This window comes from Pedobacter sp. MC2016-14, from assembly GCF_020991475.1.
GTDB lineage: Bacteria > Bacteroidota > Bacteroidia > Sphingobacteriales > Sphingobacteriaceae > Pedobacter.
On the sequence record NZ_JAJMPA010000004.1, the window covers coordinates 239,521 to 259,171 of the forward strand.

At 40.1% G+C, this 19,651-nt stretch carries 12 protein-coding genes; 3 read left to right on the forward strand and 9 right to left on the reverse strand.

The genetic code is table 11. The features are described 5' to 3' along the window. Positions 1–29: 29 nt before the first annotated feature. The 8 genes from LPB86_RS19430 to LPB86_RS19465 all read right to left on the reverse strand — a co-directional run bounded on the left by LPB86_RS19430 (position 30) and on the right by LPB86_RS19465 (position 13,861). Positions 30–1,409: a RagB/SusD family nutrient uptake outer membrane protein gene (locus LPB86_RS19430; RefSeq protein WP_230693081.1), complete on the reverse strand. Its 1,380-nt coding sequence runs from the start codon at positions 1,407–1,409 to the stop codon at positions 30–32. Positions 1,410–1,422: 13 nt separating this feature from the next. Further along, positions 1,423–4,674, reverse strand: a complete 3,252-nt coding sequence (locus tag LPB86_RS19435; protein ID WP_230693082.1) for a SusC/RagA family TonB-linked outer membrane protein — start codon at positions 4,672–4,674, stop codon at positions 1,423–1,425. A gap of 201 nt (positions 4,675–4,875) precedes the next feature. Next, positions 4,876–6,123, reverse strand: coding sequence for a FecR family protein (locus tag LPB86_RS19440; RefSeq protein WP_230693083.1), 1,248 nt, complete (start codon positions 6,121–6,123; stop codon positions 4,876–4,878). 29 nt (positions 6,124–6,152) lie between these two features. Further along, positions 6,153–6,749, reverse strand: a complete 597-nt coding sequence (locus LPB86_RS19445; RefSeq protein WP_230693084.1) for an RNA polymerase sigma-70 factor — start codon at positions 6,747–6,749, stop codon at positions 6,153–6,155. A gap of 150 nt (positions 6,750–6,899) precedes the next feature. Further along, positions 6,900–8,345, reverse strand: a complete 1,446-nt coding sequence (locus LPB86_RS19450; protein WP_230693085.1) for a RagB/SusD family nutrient uptake outer membrane protein — start codon at positions 8,343–8,345, stop codon at positions 6,900–6,902. Between the two features lie 29 nt (positions 8,346–8,374). Beyond that, positions 8,375–11,953, reverse strand: coding sequence for a TonB-dependent receptor (locus LPB86_RS19455; protein ID WP_230693086.1), 3,579 nt, complete (start codon positions 11,951–11,953; stop codon positions 8,375–8,377). 19 nt (positions 11,954–11,972) lie between these two features. Then, entirely contained in the window at positions 11,973–13,154 is a 1,182-nt protein-coding gene (locus LPB86_RS19460) for a FecR family protein (RefSeq protein WP_230693087.1), read from the reverse strand. A gap of 101 nt (positions 13,155–13,255) precedes the next feature. Further along, the gene (locus LPB86_RS19465) at positions 13,256–13,861 is read right to left on the reverse strand and encodes an RNA polymerase sigma-70 factor (protein ID WP_230693088.1); all 606 of its coding nucleotides are present in this window, start codon (positions 13,859–13,861) and stop codon (positions 13,256–13,258) included. Between the two features lie 126 nt (positions 13,862–13,987). Here LPB86_RS19465 and LPB86_RS19470 point away from each other — a divergent pair, with 126 nt between their 5' ends. Further along, positions 13,988–16,138: a S9 family peptidase gene (locus LPB86_RS19470; RefSeq protein WP_230693089.1), complete on the forward strand. Its 2,151-nt coding sequence runs from the start codon at positions 13,988–13,990 to the stop codon at positions 16,136–16,138. Between the two features lie 44 nt (positions 16,139–16,182). Here LPB86_RS19470 and LPB86_RS19475 read toward each other — a convergent pair whose 3' ends face one another. After that, positions 16,183–17,067 (reverse strand): SDR family oxidoreductase, encoded by an 885-nt coding sequence (locus LPB86_RS19475; RefSeq protein WP_230693090.1) that lies wholly within the window; start codon positions 17,065–17,067, stop codon positions 16,183–16,185. Positions 17,068–17,223: 156 nt separating this feature from the next. Between LPB86_RS19475 and LPB86_RS19480 the strand changes: the two genes are divergently transcribed. Continuing rightward, a complete protein-coding gene (locus tag LPB86_RS19480; RefSeq protein ID WP_230693091.1) occupies positions 17,224–17,592 on the forward strand; it encodes a helix-turn-helix domain-containing protein in 369 nt (122 codons plus the stop codon). Positions 17,593–17,602: 10 nt separating this feature from the next. After that, a complete protein-coding gene (locus LPB86_RS19485) occupies positions 17,603–19,651 on the forward strand; it encodes a carboxy terminal-processing peptidase (RefSeq protein WP_230693092.1) in 2,049 nt (682 codons plus the stop codon).

Consider the following 19,651-nt stretch of genomic DNA (forward strand, 5'->3'; position numbering starts at 1 on the left):
AAGCGTACTAGCCTGCCCCTATGTAAATGTTAGTTATATCCTAAATTTTGTTTTAAAGTTGTATTGGTATTGATTGATGACAGCGGAATTGGGTAAAGTACATCTGTAGATTGCCAGGCCGGTCCCTTTATAGGTTTCAATACCGCATCGGCACGCGCCGTTCTTTTTAGATTTAACCACCTGTCTCCCCACTCCAGGAAGAGCTCTGTCTGCCGCTCATGTTCCAATGAAATTTTAAAAGACGCTAAATCAGTAGCCGTTGTTCCATCCAACCCTGCCTTGTTGCGGATTACATCAAGATCCAGTTTTGCCCCACTAAAATTATTCTGATATGCCCTGGCTTCAGATCGGATTAACATCAATTCTGATAAGCGTAAGAAGACCTGGTACTCCTCGTCATTACCGGTACTTTTGTATTTTGATGGATAACTATATCTGGTACCACTGTAATTAATGCTGCTAATCCATTTCAAAGGTCTAATGTCGCCCGTTTCAAAAGAATGCATTAGTGCATCTGTCAGTGCAAAATTTGGGAGTATATTTTCCCGGAGTTGAGTATACGATGTTTCGTAAGGATATCCATTGGCATTGGTATAAAATGACAGGATTGTTTCCGGACTATCTTTTAGAAAGGCTTTGGAGATATCATCGGTGACAACGCGATATAAACCGCTCTGGCTGATCACGTTTGTTGCCTCCCTCTCTGCTTCAGGATATTTTCCCATGTATAGGTATACTCTCGACAACATCGCACTCGCCGCCCATTTATTGGCCCTGGTGCGGTTTCCTTGCGACCAGGAGTAATCTGCGGCAAGTGTACGCTCTGCTTCGGAAAGATCTGCTACCATCTGGGTATAAATATCAGACATTGGTGTTCTAGGCATCTTTCTGTTCGTATTTAGATCTGTAACCGTTACCAGTGGCACGTCACCGAAATAATTAACAAGATAAAAATACATGACCCCACGTATAAATTTAGCTTCACCGGTTAGTTGTTTTTTAAGTCCTGCAGAAATGGTGGTAGAATTCTGCGCACCTTCTATAATGCTATTGGCATTAAAAATCATGGAATAAGAGTCATTCCACATGCTTTCTATTTCATTGTTAGAGGAAAGCAGACTATTGTTATAAAAATAGTCTGCGCTGCTGGAAATCGAATATAACTCATCAGCCAATCTTGCAGGATGCAATGTGATGTTATAACTATAATAGCTAGTGCCACCCATAAAACCATTATAAAGTTTACTGTAAAGGCCATTTATGGCAGATTGTGCAGTTGCCGAATCTATGAAAACTGTAGAAGAAACCAACTTATTGTTGGGTAATGGTACGGTAATTAACTTTTTGCAGGAAGTATTCCAGGCAAATACGAATAACGTGATAATCAGTGTATATATACTTTTTTTCATGATAATAGATCCTTTAGAGTGAAAACTGTATACCTCCGGTGATGGTTAATAGCGGAGGAAAAACCGGTGCTGGTAATGGCATCGGGTAACCTAATGGGTTAAATTGTGCGGTCTCCGGGTCATATCCTTTGTAGTTGGTAATGGTAAGCAGGTTTTGCCCTGATGCAAATATTCTGCAATTCCTGATTTTTACAGCAGAAGTCCATTTTTCTGGTAAATTGTACGAAAGCGTAACGTTTTTGAGCCTGATAAAAGAGGCATCTACGACTATGGCGTCAGAGTTTACATAGTAATTCTTGTAAGAGGCGTAAGACGGGGAAGAAACACTGGTGCTGGGCGTAAACCGGCGGTCAAGCACACCCGACAATTGATTTTTAAGTAATCCGGGAAAGCTGGTCGGCGCCAGGCCATCCTTTTTTACAAAGTTCACGAATAAATCGAGCTGAAAATTACCAATCTTCAGGTTATTAGTTAGGCCTCCAAAAAACTTAGGATCTGTGGTGCCTGCAATGATTTGATCTCCCAAACCGTTTATTCTGAGGCCCTGACTAATTTGTCCGTCCCCATCCAGGTCTTGTACCTGAGCAATTCCATCCTGAAAACCGCTGAACTGGTACATAGCCAATAGGTTAAGGGAACGTCCTATAGCATACCTGTTGCCATCAGAAGAACCGGCTAATCCGGGGTAAGACACCAGTTTATTTGTTGAAGTACTGATATTAAATCCTACATTCCAGCTTAAAGATGCTTTATTAATTGGTGTGAGCTTGATATCAAACTCCCAACCCGTATTTTGTACCAGTGCATCCATATTGGCTGTGTAGCCGGTAGACCCGGTTTGTCCGCTTAATGGAGCGTATGTCAACAAATTGCCAGAACGGTTCCTAAACCAAGTTGCGTTCAGCATCAGTCTGTCTTTAAAAAAACCAAGTTCCAATGCCATCTCCATTTTCCTGGTCGTTTCCCAACTGTAATCTTTATTTGCTACGCCTGTGAGCTCTATACCCGGACTATTGCCATATGGCGTCCCTAAAGTAGTATACGTTTCCAAGTACAGGTAATCCTGGATCTGATCGTTACCAACGGTTCCATAACTTCCTCTTAACTTTCCAAAGCTCAGCAAACCTGATTCTTTCAAAAAAGATTCTTCTGTAAATAACCAGGCAGCACCGACAGAACCGAAATTGCCATACTGCTTGCCCGGACCAAATCTTGACGATCCATCTCTCCGGAATGTTCCGCTCAGTATGTACTTACTATCCCAATTGTATACTGCTCTTCCAAAAACCGAGGCAAAACGATATTGAGAACTTGAATTGGTTTGGAAAAAGATCATCCCCGCAGAAGTATAATTTTCTAGCAAGGCATCAGAAGAAAACAGCCCTGCAGCGATAAAATAAGGTTGTTTATATTCCCTAAATTGATAGGTTCCACCCAATGTGGCATTCAACTTGCCCTTTGCTATGTTCACATTATAATCAGCCAATGGCTCTACCAGATAGGTGGTATTGGTATTATTGGTATAATTCCCCCCCCCGCTCTGATTAGTCCCTAGTGTGGGATTACCAGCAGTACTTGGAACAATAGTGATACCTTCCTGAGACACGGAGTTTTGCCCCGCATTAACTTTCAACTTTAGATTAGACAGTAAGTTATACTGTAGTCCGGCATTCATCATCAAAGTCTTGGCGTTGGTTTTGCCATAACTCCGCACTAATGCAAGTGGATTTGTCGGAAAGTCAGGGTGAAAATACAGAGTGCCGTCCGGATTATAAAGTGGATAATTGTTTGGATAGGTAGTGGTAATATTCGCAATGTCTGTAGAGGGCATCTTGTTGGTTTCGCTCGAATAAATTGTTGAAAATTCTGCTCTGAATTTCCCATTTACGGCGGTATGATAGGCTTTAGCATGCATAGAGCCACGCTTGTAACCATAATCGGCCGGATAAACGGTGCCTTCCTTTCGGTAAGATCCACTAAGGTAAAGTCCTGTAGCGCTGTTGCCACCAGAAACAGATAGGTTGGCATCTGTTTGAGGGGCATTATTACCCATAATATATTTTTGATAGTTGGTATCTTCAGTTTGGCTCCAAAGCTTCAAGTCTGGTGCATTAAACTCCGTAGGGGCAATGTTATCGTTCATAAAAGCTGCTCTGCGAATGTCCAGAAATTCGGCTGTACTGAGCACAGGAACAAATTTACGGATCTTCGAAATTCCTGAATATACCGTACCACTGATGGTAGTGGCTCCTGAACTAGCATATTTTGTGGTGATGATAATGACCCCGTTAGCACCACGGGCGCCATATATTGCCGTCGCATCTGCATCTTTAAGCACGTCGATACTTGCTATATCCTGGGGGTTAATGGCATTAAGTGGGTCTGAACTTCCATTTGCTTGTTCGGCAAAGGTATTACCAGAACGCTCTACTGAATTTCCATCAAATGGCACACCATCAATAATATATAAGGGAACTGTCCCAGAACTGAGGGAATTGGTACCTCGCAGTGATACTTTGGATGATGCACCCGGCATACCATTTCCCTGTTGAATAAATAAACCAGGAACCATACCTTGTAACGCCTGTATTGGACTGATAACGGTTTGATTTTTGATATCCTCTGATTTTATCGTGGTAACGGAGCCGGTGCTGAACCTTTTGGTTGTGGTACCATACCCAATTACCTGTACCTCATCTAATTTTGAATCAATTAATTTTAAGCTTATTGCCCCCATGTTTGCCTTTGCTTTAAGCTCAATTGGATCATAGCCAATAAAAGAAATGAGGATTACCGCATTTTCATCTACGTTGGCTAATGTAAAAGCCCCGTTTTTATCGGTAATACTATAAATATTGGTTCCTTTTACTTTTATGGAAGCACCGGGTAAGGGTAGCCCCTTTTCATCCAGCAACCTCCCTGTTATAGTAATAGAGGCAAAATAGCGGCTAAGATTATCAAGTAAACTTTTCTTTTTAGGCTTAATTAAAATGGTTTTGCCATCTATGAGATAAGTTAAAGGTAGACCACTGAGTAGCTGATTAAGAGCATCTTCAAGACTTGCATTTTTTAGTGTAACATCAATAGGCTGCACTTTAGTAATCACCTTACGGTCAAACACAAAGTCATATCCGCTTTGAATATGTATTTTTTGCAACACATTTTCCAGCTGGCTTTTGCGCTCCTTTAAAGTGATACGTTGTGCAAAGCCAGCGGCACTGACCTGCATCAAGGTTGCTATAAATATAACGGTGGTTAAACGCATAATTAGCCAGATTTTCCTAGTATAATTTTTATACATTTGTTAAGTTTGGTTTAAACAGAATGCCTTTTGTTCTCAAGCGCAGGGCATCTGAAGGTGAGTTGATGAGTTTATTATTAACCAATGCCAAACGATTTCCAGGTTCCGGTTGCCCCCGGGATCTGGTTTCTTATCAGTTGACATTACTGTGCTGTTTACATATAATTATCTGACCACAGTAATCCTCCTTCCTTCAACTTTAAAGTGAATGTTATTGGTGGATTCGATCCATTTCAATACGGCGGATAAGTTGTTTTTTCTGGAAATCCATCCCCCCAGCTCAATGTCATTTCCAATTCCGGGATGATAAATAACTTCTACGTTATACCATCTGGCTATTTTGCGCATAGCGGTTTTAAAATCCGTTTCTTTAAAAACAAAATCGCCATCTTTCCAGCCTGTGGCTGTTTCTGTATCTACCTGCAAAACCTTTATGCTGTTACCGCTGTTCATCGCCTGTTCTCCGGGCTTGAGTAGTGTATTGTTATTAATTCTTACGCTGCCTTCTACCAAAGTTGTTTTGATACCGGGCTCATCGCTATAGGAGTTCACATTAAATGCAGTTCCAATGTCTTCAATCAGCTGAGCGGCAGTCTGAACCCTGAAGGGTTGCTTTGCATTGTGAGTTACCTGAAAATAAGCTTCTCCGTCCAAAATAACTTTACGCTCTTTTAAGTTAGCAAATGAAGCTGGGTATTTTAAGCTTGACGCTGCATTTAACCAAACAACGGATTGGTCTGGCAATATAACCTGGTACATTTCTCCTTTTGCCGTGGATATTAAATTATAGGAAATATCATCTGCAGAGGGCTTACTTTGAGTTTTACCTTGTGCTGTAACAGTATATACAATTTGCCCGTTCTTAGTTTTGTTGATGCTTACACCTGCTTCTTTGGCTAGCTCGCCGTTGATGGCATCAGACAATTTGATTTTGCGCCCGCTAGCGAGTGTTAAAGTGGCTGAATTTTTACCTGGGGCGATATCGTTTTCTGCGGTAAGCCCCCCAACAGAATTTGGTGTTCGATGCCCGGTATAATTCCAGGTTAGAAAAGCTATAGCACCGATAATTAATAATATAGCCGCTGCTGTAATTTGGTACCACAAACGGTAATTGGCTTTGGCGGCAGGTATAACTGTTTTTCCTTTTGCAGCATTGATCTTATTTGCAGTTTTAGCCCAAACCAGCTCTTCATGAGCGTCGTAGTAATTTGCCAGCAATAGAGGAAGTTGCTCCTTATGGGTTACCATTTTATACCATTCACGATTGTGCTCATTGGCACTTATCCAATCATCCAGCTCCTGCTGTTGTTGTGGGGTAATTTCGGCACGCATTTGCAGCGCAATTAGCATAGAAATATGGAATTGTTTTTCAAACATTTTATACCGCTCTTTAGTATAAAAACGACCGGGCATCAAAAACAACTAAAAGAAATTAATATATTTTAATTTTTACCGGCAAACAGCATTAAAGCGATAGCAAAAGCATTAGACATTCCTTTTTTAAGAAAGACAGTCCTTAAAAGTTCCACAGCCCTTGTCTTTTGATTACGTACCGTTTGTACAGAAAGATCCAGTTCTAAAGCTATTTCATCGGTTTTTTTTCCTTCAAAATAAATCAGTTTGAAAATCTGTTTACACTTTTCGGGGAGCAATTCAATTTCCTGGCTTAATATTTCCAAAAATTCTGCTTCCATAATGGTATATAAAATGTTGTCTTCGCTTTGACTCAACTGGCTAAAATAGGTTTGTTGAGCAACAGTTTTTACCTTTAAGTGCTTAAGATAATCCAGACTGGCATTACGACAACTGATGAATAGAAATGACTTGATGTTTGTGGCGTTTTCAAAGCTTTGCCTGCGTTCCCAGAGTTTTAAAAAACAGTCGGCTACGATGTCTTCTGCCTCTTCGTCATCCTGAACCATACGTTTGGCAAAGTAGCAAAGGGATTTGTTGTGAAGTTTAAAGAAATGAGCTAAGGCATTATCGTCTCCATTTTGGAAAGACCGGGTCCAATGCTGTTCATCCTGCTGCTCGCTCATTATCGCTACGCTTATTTATGCGGCAATATCTGTATTTATTTTGGATATTGACATTAGAAGCGGCAAAAGACCTTTATTAAAACAGGCAGCATAAACATTTGCTGCCTGTGATAATTATAATATTAACGGATTAGAGGAACCGATTATTGACTACATTTTACTATAACCCGGATTCTGTTCTCCAATTGTAGGGTTGGTTAAGAACTCTTGTGCCGGTATAGGAAGGATGTATTGCGACATGTTAGTTATGGTTGGCTTAAGCTGTTTTACAGTTATAAAGGGCAATCTCAAAAGCGCCATCCACTCCTGTCCATCCTCAGCTATAAGACTGCGGCTGATTTCATAAAAAAGCTGAAGTTCAAATGCTTCATATGAATTGGCATTATCTACCATAGAAAAGTCCGTTGCTCCTGCACGTTGCATACTATTTTTCAATATCGTTTTTGCAGCATTCAAATCTCCTCTTGAACGCGATATGGCCTCTGCTTTGAGCAGGTAAATCTCAGATAACCTAAATGCGTAAGAGGTTTCAGATGCCACGGTAGGTGTTGTATTAGGGGTGATATATTTGGTGAAAAAGTAAGCATTAGGTCTTGCAACAACATTTAGAGGGGCTCCAACAACCCAATTCTTTCTCGGATCGTCCGATCTGAATAAATCATAAAGTCGCTTAGTAGCATAATGGCCTACAGACACCTGTGCTGTAAAACTGGAATAACTAATGCTGATATTGAAAACATCATTCTGTTGATTAGGCTGCGGACGCACACCAAGTATAACTTCTGAACTACTTAAACCTTTTGTTCTAAAGATATCCCTCGGATTGGCCTCCAACTGATATGGACTGTTTTGAATGATTTGATCTGCAAGTGAAATAACCGCAGCATAATCACCCGCCTGTCCCCTGCTCATCAATACCCGCATCTTTAATGCCATCGCAGCCCACCTGGTTGCATAATAGTTAGGATTTTGTATGGGCGCGGTTGATATCGATTTATCAAGATCTGAAATAATGAAATCATAACTTTCTTTAACACTGGTTCTCGCTTTTGCGATATTATCAAGGTTAGATAGTTCGTTTCGCACTAAAATTCCATAGGGACTTTCATACTTAAACCATTCTCCATAATAACTGAGAATTCTAAAATGCGAATATGCCCTCAAAAACAAGGCTTCCCCTAGTATTCCATTTTTTCGATCATCTGTAAACGCAGCATCGGGCAATAAGGGGATCCTGTTGATAATTCCGTTAGCAGCATTTATTGTCCCATAAGATTCATCCCAAACAGCACTTCTTGAAAATCCATCTACATATCTATTTTCTTCCTCCGGCCCATCAGGGGTACCGGCAATATATCCTGCATAGTATCCCGGTAACCATTCATGGTTGGTCCAGTAGGTGATGTTTCTTCCGCTGGCTGGAATGGCTGAAAACAAATAATAAGCGCCTCGGAGTGCGACTTCAGCAGTCCTTTGGTCTAGTATGGTATTGGCATCAACCTTCGCATTCTCTGGCAACGCATTTAAAGTCTTCTTACATGCTACGATCATCGTAAACAATACAAAGCATAATATATTTAGGAGTAGTTTTTTCATAATGATTGTTTCATTTATTTTTTTTAAATCTAAAATCCAAGACGTAATCCCATAGTATACTGACGGACATTAGGATACGCACCAGCATCAGAATAGCCACCTATAATGCTATATGGATCATCACTAACTTCCGGGTCTGCCCCTGGGTAATTCGTAATCGCAAAAAGATTAATTCCAGAAACATATACAGAACATTGGCTAATCTTTAGCCTTGATAGTATAGATTTCGGAAGCTGATAGTTTAAAGTAACAGACTTGAGCTTAACATACGATGCATCATAGACATCTCCACTGGAAGGAGTCATATTTACCGCAGACAAAAGATAAACTAACCGGGGTCTGTTAGAATCTGGATTTTCCGGAGTCCACCTGTCCAAAATACTTACACCCCTATTTGCAAAATTATTAACCTGCTTATTTAAGGCATCTCTCAGATAAAGTATGTCTCCACCATAAGAGAAAGTAAATAACGAAACCAGGCTCAAATTCATATAAGAAAACGTATTGGTGTACCCTCCATAAAACTTAGGTTCCGCCCGTCCTATAATATCCCTTTTATAAAAACCAGACTGATCCAGTTGATAATTACCATATCCTGTGCTTAAGTAAGGACTATTCCCGGATTTATATAAAGCATTAACAGCCTTATAAGCATCCACTTCTTCCTTAGTTTTAAGTGTACCTAATAACGGAACACCATACAGCAGCCCTAGTGGTTCGCCTATTTTTAGAACGGTATTTCCAAAAGTATAAACTCCAGGATTAGATAAATCAGGAGATACATTGTTTAATTTTAAAACTTTAGAACGGTTCCTGGAAATGTTCAACCCACCGGACCATTGGAAGTTGGCTTTCGAAATAAACTGTCCTCGTAAATCAAGTTCCAGCCCCCGGTTTTGGATGTTAGCTATATTTGATATGACTTCTGCAAATCCAGAACTTTTTCCGACAGGGGTATTAAACAAAACTCCGCTGGTATTTTTTTGGTAATAGCCGATGGTACCACTCAGTGTAGATTTAAAAAAGGCGAAATCAAGTCCGAGGTCTTTCTGTAATGTAGACTCCCATTTAATCGTATTATTTCCAAGCTGAGTTGGAATTAAGCCATTACTTCCTCCCAATGAAACAGGGCTATATAGCGTGTAAAAAAGATTATTTCCAATATTTTGAGTACCAGTATAACCAATGCTGGCCCTTAGTTTTAGTTCATCTATCCATTTATGATCTTTTAGAAAATTTTCTTCAGCAATGCGCCAGGCTATTCCGCCTGACGGGAAGTAACCGACCCTATTGTTAGAAGGAAATTTTGAGGAAGCATCAGAACGAGCGGTAAATGTAGCGAGGTATTTATCTTTCCAGGCGTAGTTGCCCCTTAAGTAAAAACTCAGCAACGCACTTTGTCCTGAGGCATTAAAAGGTGGTAAGGGAATTGCAGCGGATGACAGTCCATTCAAAAACTCATCATCAGGAAATCCCTGCCCGCTAGCAGAAAATGAATTGAACCGGTTCTTCTCAAAAGAAGTTCCTGCCAATAAATTTAGCCGGCTATTTTCGTTAAACTGTTTGTTCCATGTAAATGTATTTTCAAAAAATATGATGTTGGTTTCTGTCTGACCCTGAGTGCCAATTCCGCCGTTAGACCTGGCCAGCCCGTTTCTACTTCCTACTGAAATTGTGCCTGGCACATAATTGAGCTGGTGGTAGTTGCTGTGATTTACAGAAACCGTACTCTTAAATTTCAAATCCTTAATCATCTCATATTCCAGAGATAGGGCGCCAATTAATGAAGTGTTTTTACCCTGATTGATTCCATCAAGCAAGGCTAGCGGGCTTTGAAGGTTAGACAAAGCTGTTGCAGAAAAACCGTTACCTAATTCTGCATTAGTAAACAGGTGAACACTTCCATCAGCGTTATATGGTGCAATGGTTGGAGGCGCAAGCAAGGCCTGGGCATATACTCCATTGCTGATGTTATTTCTTGTAAAACCGTAATCGAGGTTTGTAGTAACCCGGAGTTTTTTACTAATCTCATTATCAACATTAATTTTACCGGCAACTCTGTTAAAATCAGAACCTAGAATCACTCCTTTCTGGTTGGTATAGGCAAGTGAAGTATAATAGCTTGAATTAAGCCCACCACCCCGGACAGATAAATCTGCGTTTTGACTGACACCATTTCTAAGAACTAAGCCAAGCCAGTCCGTATCATTGTTACCGAAAAAATTTGGGTCATTAAGAATGCTCGTCGCAGTGGCTTGTGGAACCCGGCCTATTTCCTCTCTAATGTCATTTGCATTTTTAGCTGCCTCTTTCATCACCATAATGTACTCTTCCTTGTTTAGCAACTTTTCTTTCACGGCAGAGGAGACACCCGTGTAATAATTAAACTCCAAAACCGGCTTCTGATTTACCTTTCCTTTTTTGGTTGTAATAATAACCACTCCATTTGCAGCTTTTGAACCATAAATAGCCGTAGCAGATGCATCCTTTAGTATGTCAATACTTTCAATGTCATTGATGTTAATTCCCGCAAGACTATTTACGCCTCGGGAAAAAGAACCAGAAACACTTGTTCCAATCAGGTTTCCGGTCTGATTTCTAAGTGTGGCTTCATTGGGGTTTATCACCTCGGCAGCGGTAGTCAAATACCTGTTCTGAACGTTAACAGGTACACCGTCTATGATATAGAGTGGATCATTACCACCTAAAAGTGAAGCGCCACCTCGAATCCGGATTTTAGCTACCCCACCAGGTGAGCCGTCTCCTTGTACAACCTGTACACCAGAAGCCTTGCCGGCTAGCGCATTATCCATACTTACGAATGGAATGTTGCTAAGTTCTTTCATATTTACCGAAGCAACTGAACCTGTAAGGTCTTTCCTTTTAGTCGTGCCATATCCAACTACAACTACCTGATCCAGATCTGAGATGCGCTCTTTAAGAACAACGTTAACACTGGCTGCCGTAACGACCTGCTCTGCAACCTGGTAACCAAGCAAATTAAATATCAGCACATCTTGCTCATTAGCTATGATTTTAAACCTTCCGCTATTGTCGGTAAATGTACCTTTCGTTTTCTGCCCTTTAATTTTGACGGTCACTCCTGGTAAAGGCTTTCCATTCTCATCTCTTACGTTTCCTGTAACCTCTATTTCCGAAAAATACCGGGCAATCTTATTCAGGATATTTGCCTCTTTTGTTTTTACTACAATGGTTTTATCTTCAACGGTATAAGTAAAAGACTGGGATGCAAAGCAGCGTTGCAACACTTCATCAAGGCTTGCATCTTTAACGCTAATGCTTACGGGGCTTGCTTTAGCAATCAATTGGCGGTCAAACATAAAATCATAGCCACTCTGTACCCTGATTTGTTTAAACACCTCCAGCAAAGTCGTATTTTTTGAATGGAGTGTAATAAGCTGACCGTACGATGCAGCACTTACCTGCATCATTGTTGTAATGAGTAGAACGGTGGTTAATCGCATAATTAGTATAATTTTTCTATACATTTGTTTTGGTTTAAAGTTGAAAATGTTGGTTGAAAATCTCGCATTTAGCTTAAGCCAATTTGCCAGAGGTGTTAGTCGCACTTCTGGTTTTTTGTTCATTCTAAGCTGTTATGGTAATTTATCTGCTCACAATTACCCTCCTTCCTTCTAATTTAAAATGAACTTTTCCAGTAATCTCCATGATCTTTAAAATCGATGAAATATTTTTTGAGCGAGACATGTAGCCGCCCAGTTCTACATTGTCCGGTGCAGAATCGTCGTAAACAATCTCTACGTTGTACCATCTTGACAACTGCCTCATGATACTTTTGAAATCATCATTTTTAAATATAAAATCGCCGTTTTTCCAGGCGGTAATTTGGTTAACATCTGCGCCTCTAACGGTAATTGAACCTTCTTTATTTAATCCCTGCTCCGAAGGTTTAAGAAGGACTGATCCATTTATTTTTACACTTCCTTCTACCAGGGTAGTTTTTACATCCGGCTCATCGGTATAAGCATTAACATTAAAGGAGGTCCCCAGGTCTTCTATGGTTTGGGTATTTGTTTTCACAAAAAATGGCTGGCGATTGTGCTTTACCTCAAAATAGCCCTCACCTTCTAAAAACACCCTTCGTTCTTTTAAACGGGCAAACGAAGTAGGGTACATTAAGCTCGATGCTGCGTTTAACCATACTACAGATTGATCAGGCAGTACTACTTTGTATGTTTGCCCTCTTGATGTTGACAGGGTATGATAAGCTGTTTTGTCACTTACAGTCTTATCTTCAGCAATTTCGTAAACAATCTGGCCGCTGGAAGTTTTAGTAATCTTTAGTCCTGCATCTTGTAGTAGTTCACCCTTTGTGGCAGCAGTCAAATTAATCCTTCTTCCGTTGGCAAGTGTTAACGTTGCCGAACGATTACCGGGAGCAATATCATTTTTAGCGAATGATTTGTACTTTTCGTTAATATCCTGTTCTGAGTTTAAAAAGATTATAACTATTCCCAAAGCAATAAATAAACAGGCGGCCGACACCGCATATCTCCAATCCTTGTAAATTTTTAGCAATGAGGGCCTTTTATCCAACCTTGGTAATACCTTTTGCAAAGCCTTTGCCTTGTCAAATCTCGCAAATTTTGCATGCTCAGCAATCAGCTGCTGCTCATTCATCATCTCTTCAAACAACAGACGATTTTCCTGGCTTTTTTCTACCCAGGCAAACAGTTCTGAAATTTGACCGGCAGTTAAACTAGCGTTCAGGTAATTGCTGATCTGGTCTGCAAGCCAAAAAGCATGATTTATTTCCTCTGGTTTCATCTATTCTGATCTTTTTACACCTTTAGAACAGGAAGAGTCCGTTTTTATCCAAATGATTTGAAAATAAATTTCAAAAAAGCCCAAATAACTTTTTAAACCGGCTATTTTGTGTAGGCTGCCACTGCCGGAACCAGAATTGAAAGCGCAATGGTAAGCTCATCGCCCGGAAGGCGATCTTTGAGCAAAGAAATGCCGCGCATCTTTTGGTTATTGACTGTACTTACCGTTACCCCCAGTTCTTCTGCAATTTCCTTTGGCTTTTTACCTTCCTCAAAGGTCATCTTAATTACCCTTCTGCACTGTTCAGGCAAGGTATCCACAGCATCAAAAACTTGCCGCAATACTTCAGCCCTGATCATAGCCTGTAGCACGGTGATTTCCTGTATTTCTCCCTGAAAAGACAAATGTTCCTGATGCTTCAACTTTACAGCATTGCGTTCCAGGTAATTGAAGCAAGCATTTCTAACACTTACAAACAAAAATGATTTGAGTGATTCTATGGTTTCGAAATCAGCGTATTTTTGCCATAAACGGACAAAAATATCCTGAACGATGTCTTCTGTGCTCATGTCATCTCCGGTAATCCGCTCTCCAAAATAGCAAAGCGACTGATAGAAATGATTAAAAATTTGACTAAAGGCATTTTGATCTCCCTGTTTAAAAGAAGAAAATAATTCCGGTAGGTTTGTTTTTGTCTTTGATGCCATCTGACCTGAAACAAATGTATTAATTTTTGCTTGCAATAGTGTGTACAACTCCATCATCAGAACATCAGGCTGGATACACTATTGAATTTAAAAACGTATTTTGCATTGAACCTTATCTAAATTAATATGAAGAAGATTCTTTCTGCTTGCCTTATAATAACTACAATTGCAGCCTGTAGCAATAAAAACAGCAAAATGGAAAAATATACCTGGCCGGACGCTAAAGCGCCAATAGCAGAGATTAAACCTACAACAAGAACTATGCATGGCGATACCGTAGTAGACAATTACTACTGGATGATAGACTATTTTAAAAAGGGCCCCGACAGCAGCAAAATAGTTGATTATCTGGAAGCTGAAAATAAGTATCTGGATACTATGATGAGCGGCACAAAAGCCCTGCAAGCCAATTTATTTAAGGAGTTGAAAGGCAGAATTAAAGAAAAAGATGAATCTGTACCGGTATTTAAAAATGGCTATTATTATTACACCAGAACTGAAGACGGTAAGCAGTATTACAAATATTGCCGCAAAAAAGGAAGCATTATGGCAAATGAAGAAATACTGGTTGATGTGGATAAGATGGCGGAAGGCCTGCCCTATTTTAGCATCTCTGGATTTAGTGTTAGTCCCGATAATAAGTTATTGGCATTTGGAGTAGACAAAGTTTCCCGCAGACAATACACCATTCATATTAAAAACCTGGAGACAGGCGAAATTTTGAAAGACGAAATTGTGAATACCGAGGGTGATGCCATCTGGGCGGCAGATAATCAAACGATCTTTTACACAGCTAAAAACCCAGTTACCTTATTAAGTGAAAAGATCCAGAAACACCAGTTGGGTACAGATGCCAAAAAAGACGTAGTTGTCTATAACGAAAAAGATAAATCGAACTATATAGGCGTTAGTAAATCAAAATCAGGCAAATATATTTTTATCCATTCATCAGCAACCATGTCTGATGAAATTTGGATGATAGACGCCGCCAGACCAAATGATGATTTTAAAGTATTTCAGCCACGTAAAAAAGATGTAAAATATGATGTAGTAGCCTTAGATGATAAATTCTTAATCGTTACCAATTGGGAGGCAAAGAATTTTAGGCTGATGGAAACTCCTTTAACAAAGACCGAAAGCACAAACTGGAAAGAATTGATTCCGCACCGTAAAGATGTATTATTGGAAGGTATTGAAGAATTTAAAGCTTTTATAGTACTCTCTGAACGTAAAAACGGATTATCGCTATTGCGCGTAAGGAAGCTTGGCGGAGCAGAACATTACCTGGAATTTGATGAGCCTGCCTATACTGCAAAAACCGGCGCCAACCCGGAGTACAATACCCATACCTTACGGTATATGTATACCTCTATGACGACACCGATGTCTACCTACGATTACGACATGACCGTTAAAGAGAAGAAATTAATGAAACAGCAGGAGGTAGTTGGTGGTTACACCAGGGAAGATTACAAAACCGAACGTTTATTTGTAACGGCAAAAGATGGCACTAAGGTGCCGGTTTCTCTGGTTTATAAAAAGGATTTATTTAAGAAAGACGGGAGTTCAGCTCTGCTGCTCTATGCTTACGGTTCTTACGGACATAGTATGGATGCTTCTTTTTCAGGCAACATTTTAAGTTTACTAAACAGAGGATTTGTGTTTGCGATTGCCCACATTAGAGGAGGTGAAGAAATGGGTAGGGCCTGGTATGACGATGGGAAGATGATGAAAAAGATGAACACCTTTACAGATTTTATTGATTGCGGGCAATACCTTATTGATCAGAAGTTTACCGCTAAAGGTCATTTGTACGCTCAAGGTGGAAGTGCCGGCGGTTTGTTGATGGGTGCGGTTATAAATCTGGCACCTGAATTATGGAATGGTGTGCTGGCTCATGTACCCTTTGTTGATGTGGTGAATACCATGCTGGATGAAAGCATTCCTTTAACCACAAATGAATTTGATGAATGGGGCAATCCTAAGAATAAAGAGGCTTATTTTTATATGAAAAGTTATTCGCCTTATGAAAATGTAGAAAAGAAAGCTTATCCAAATATGCTGGTCACAACCGGACTTCACGATAGCCAGGTTCAATATTTTGAACCCGCCAAATGGGTAGCTAAGCTTAGGGCGATGAAAACAGATAAAAATGTACTGCTGCTTAAAACAGATATGGACTTTGGCCATGGCGGTGCTTCCGGTAGGTTTGACTATCTGAAAGACATCGCACTTAACTACAGCTTCCTCTTTAGCCTGGAAGGAATTACTGAATAGAAAAAAGCTGATCTTCATCAAAATTGAAGATCAGCTTTTTGAATTTAACCTTTACCGTAAACGGTTTTCAAATATTCGGCTACTGTAACTGGCTTTCTTCCCAGAATTTCCGCCAAATCAGTACTAACCGCGTCAACCTCACCTTCGGCTATTGCTGCACTAAAAGCAGATACAATGCCAATCACTTCTGCAGGTACTCCAGCGGCTGTAAGCGCTGCAGTAAATTCTGCTACCGTTGGTGCGTGGTAAGAAATTTCAGTTCCTGTTACTGACGATATAATTTGGGCTATTTCAGTAAAAGAGATGGCTTCAGAACCTGATAATGCCAAAACCTTCCTTTCATATTTCCCTGTCTCATCTAACAATACGTTTGCACCGGCTTCAGCAAAATCAGTCCTTACTGCAAAAGAAGTTTTTCCATCACCTGCCGGAAGGAAAATGGTTTTTGTTTCCAGCACTTGCTTACCCGCAAACATCGGGATGATATCCGCATAAAGGTTATGCTGCAAAATGGTATATAACAATCCAGACTCTTTTAACAATTTCTCGGTATTCAAATGTCCCTTGGCTACTGCTGCAATAGGAGAACTATCTGTTTCATTTTTACGTTGAAAACTGGTGTATAGTAAAACTTTAACTCCCGCAGCCTCTGCTGCCTTAACTAAACTTTCCTGCTGTTTAACACGGGCCACAATATCATCTCCAGAAACCATATAAACTTTGTCGATGCCTTCAAATGCAGCAACTAATGAATTGAAATCATCATAGTTCCCCAGAACAATGTTTACACCTTTTTCCTTTAAATCCGCTGCTTTAGCCTCATTTCTTACCAGGGCCCAAATATTTGAAGCTGCTGTGTGTTTTAAAAGATGGTTGATTACTGCTGTTCCCAATTGACCAGTAGCACCCGTAACTAATATTTTACTCATGATTTTTGATTTTAGTTTAAACTTTATACTCTCCAAAAGGTCATTAGTTACCTTTGGATACTCAAAGATAAACAGTAGCTTAGTACCAAAAAAGAAGGCACGTCCTGGTGTGAAACTTACCTCCAGGAAACTAATACTGAAAATCAATACGTTGCGATGGAAAATAATTTAGAAAAATATAAAAACACGGAGGGCTGTCCGGTAAGAAATGTATTGGACAGACTTGGTGACAAGTGGTCTATCCTGATTATCATTACGCTGGGAGAAGCCGGAACATTAAGATTTAACCAGCTTAGCCATAGTATTGGCGACATTTCTCAAAAGATGCTTACTGTTACACTAAAAAATTTAGAGGCAGACGGCCTTGTTTCCCGCAAAATATTCCCGCAGGTTCCACCCAGGGTAGAATACACACTTACTCCCGTTGGAGAAACCCTTCTGAATCCAATTTTAACACTCTCTGAATGGGCACTAAACAATATGCCTTCCATTTTAGCATCCAGAAAACAATACCTGAATCAATAACAAAATACATATGAACAGAAATATAGCGAAGACGGCAACACTTTTAGTATTAGCTGCGATTACACTTTCATTTGCGCAAAAAAAAGGAGAACCTGGCAAACAACAGAAACTACTGATGATTGTAGGCTATTCCCTCCAAAAATACCACTATCTTTCTCCGGTCATCAATGATGATTTTTCTAAAGCCTTATGGAAAGATTATGTAGATGCACTGGATGGCAAGAAGAATATCCTGCTTAAAGCTGATGTAAATGCATTAAGTAAATACCAGACCTATCTGGACAACGAAATGCGTGGTGACTCCCTTTTATTTTTTCCGGAAATTACCAACATTTATGCAAAGAGGCGTGCTGAAGTAGCAACCCTATATAAGGAGTTGTTATCGAAACCTTTTGTTTTTGAAAAAAACGGCATCATTGAACTGGACAGAACACCAAAGGATTTCCCTAAAAATGAGACAGAACGCAGAGAAAGATGGAAAAACAGCCTGAAATTTATTACCCTTCAAAAATTAACTGAATTACAGGACACCCGTTTAAACAGTAAATCTGGCGATGCCACCTATCATAAAACCGACCTGCAACTGGAACAAGAAGCCAGGCAGTTTGTACTCAAGCAGTATGACAGGATTTATAATCGCTATAATGCTTATAGTGAGGATAAATTGTTTGGCAATTATTTGAATGTAATTACCCGTTACCTTGATCCACATACGGACTATATGGCACCTGTAGATAAAAAATCTTTTGATGAACGGATGGGCAACCGCTTTTACGGCATAGGAATACAACTCAATGAAACTGAGGGTCAAATTAAAATGGCTGCTTTAACCCCAGGTAGTCCGGCTTTTAAAAGTGGTGCATTTGCTGTAAACGATGTGTTGACTAAAATTGGCCAGGGACCTACCGGGCCAATGACTGAGGTTGCCGGAATGGAAATTGAAGATGTGGTTAAACTTATTAGAGGAGATAAAGGAACGATAGTTAGAATTGGTTATAAAAAAACCGATGGTACAAATGCGATTACCCCCTTAGTGAGGGCTGAAATAAAACAAGAAGAAGCGCTTGCCCGCAGTGCGGTAATCCTGGAAAAGGGAAAGAAAATTGGATACCTTAACTTACCTTTATTTTATGATGACTTCGGAAATCCCAATGGCTCACATTGCGCAGATGATGTAGCAAGAGAAATTGTTAAACTGAAAGCAGATCAGGTTGATGGAATAGTGATGGACCTTCGTTTTAACGGCGGTGGCTCTTTAAATGAAGTGATAAAAATGGTGGGCCTTTTTGTAGGTTCCGGACCTGTGGTGCAAACAAGAAACAGTAAAGGAGAGGCACAGGTTTATGCCAGTAAAAATGAGCTTCCTTTATATACAGGTCCACTTACCGTAATGGTTAACGAATACAGTGCTTCGGCCTCTGAAATATTTGCAGGTGCAATACAGGATTACAAACGCGGTTTAATTGTAGGCACAACTACATTTGGAAAGGGAACGGTTCAAAATACATCTGGACTTGGCCCACAGGAAAATGGCGCCCTTAAATTAACAATCAGCAAATTTTACAGGGTAAATGGTGCTTCTACCCAGCAAAAAGGGATTGTACCTGATGTTATTTTACCAAATGGTGGGGAGACAAGGAAAAACCATGAAGGTGATCAACCTCATGCAATGCCCTGGGATCAGGTAGCAGTGGCAAAATACAAATCATGGTCTGTAAATATTGATAGCATAGCTGCACTGGCGACTCAACGACTGGCTGCGGAGCCTGCTTTTTCTGAAATCAGAAACAACAATGTATGGTTGGAAAAGCATCCGGATACGCTGAAGACCATGACCGTTGCGCAATATAAAGCAGACCTGGAATACCGCAGAAAGATTGCTAAACAAAATGGCCTGGTTCAAAAATTAAAAGATGAAAATATTTTAAAGGTAAACCCGGCTGCCGTTATCCCTGAAGAAAAACAAGCATCTTACCTGGACTGGTATAAAAAAATTGCGGCAGACTTATATATCAGACAAGCAGTTTTTGTAACACTGGATCAGCAGGATAATAAATAA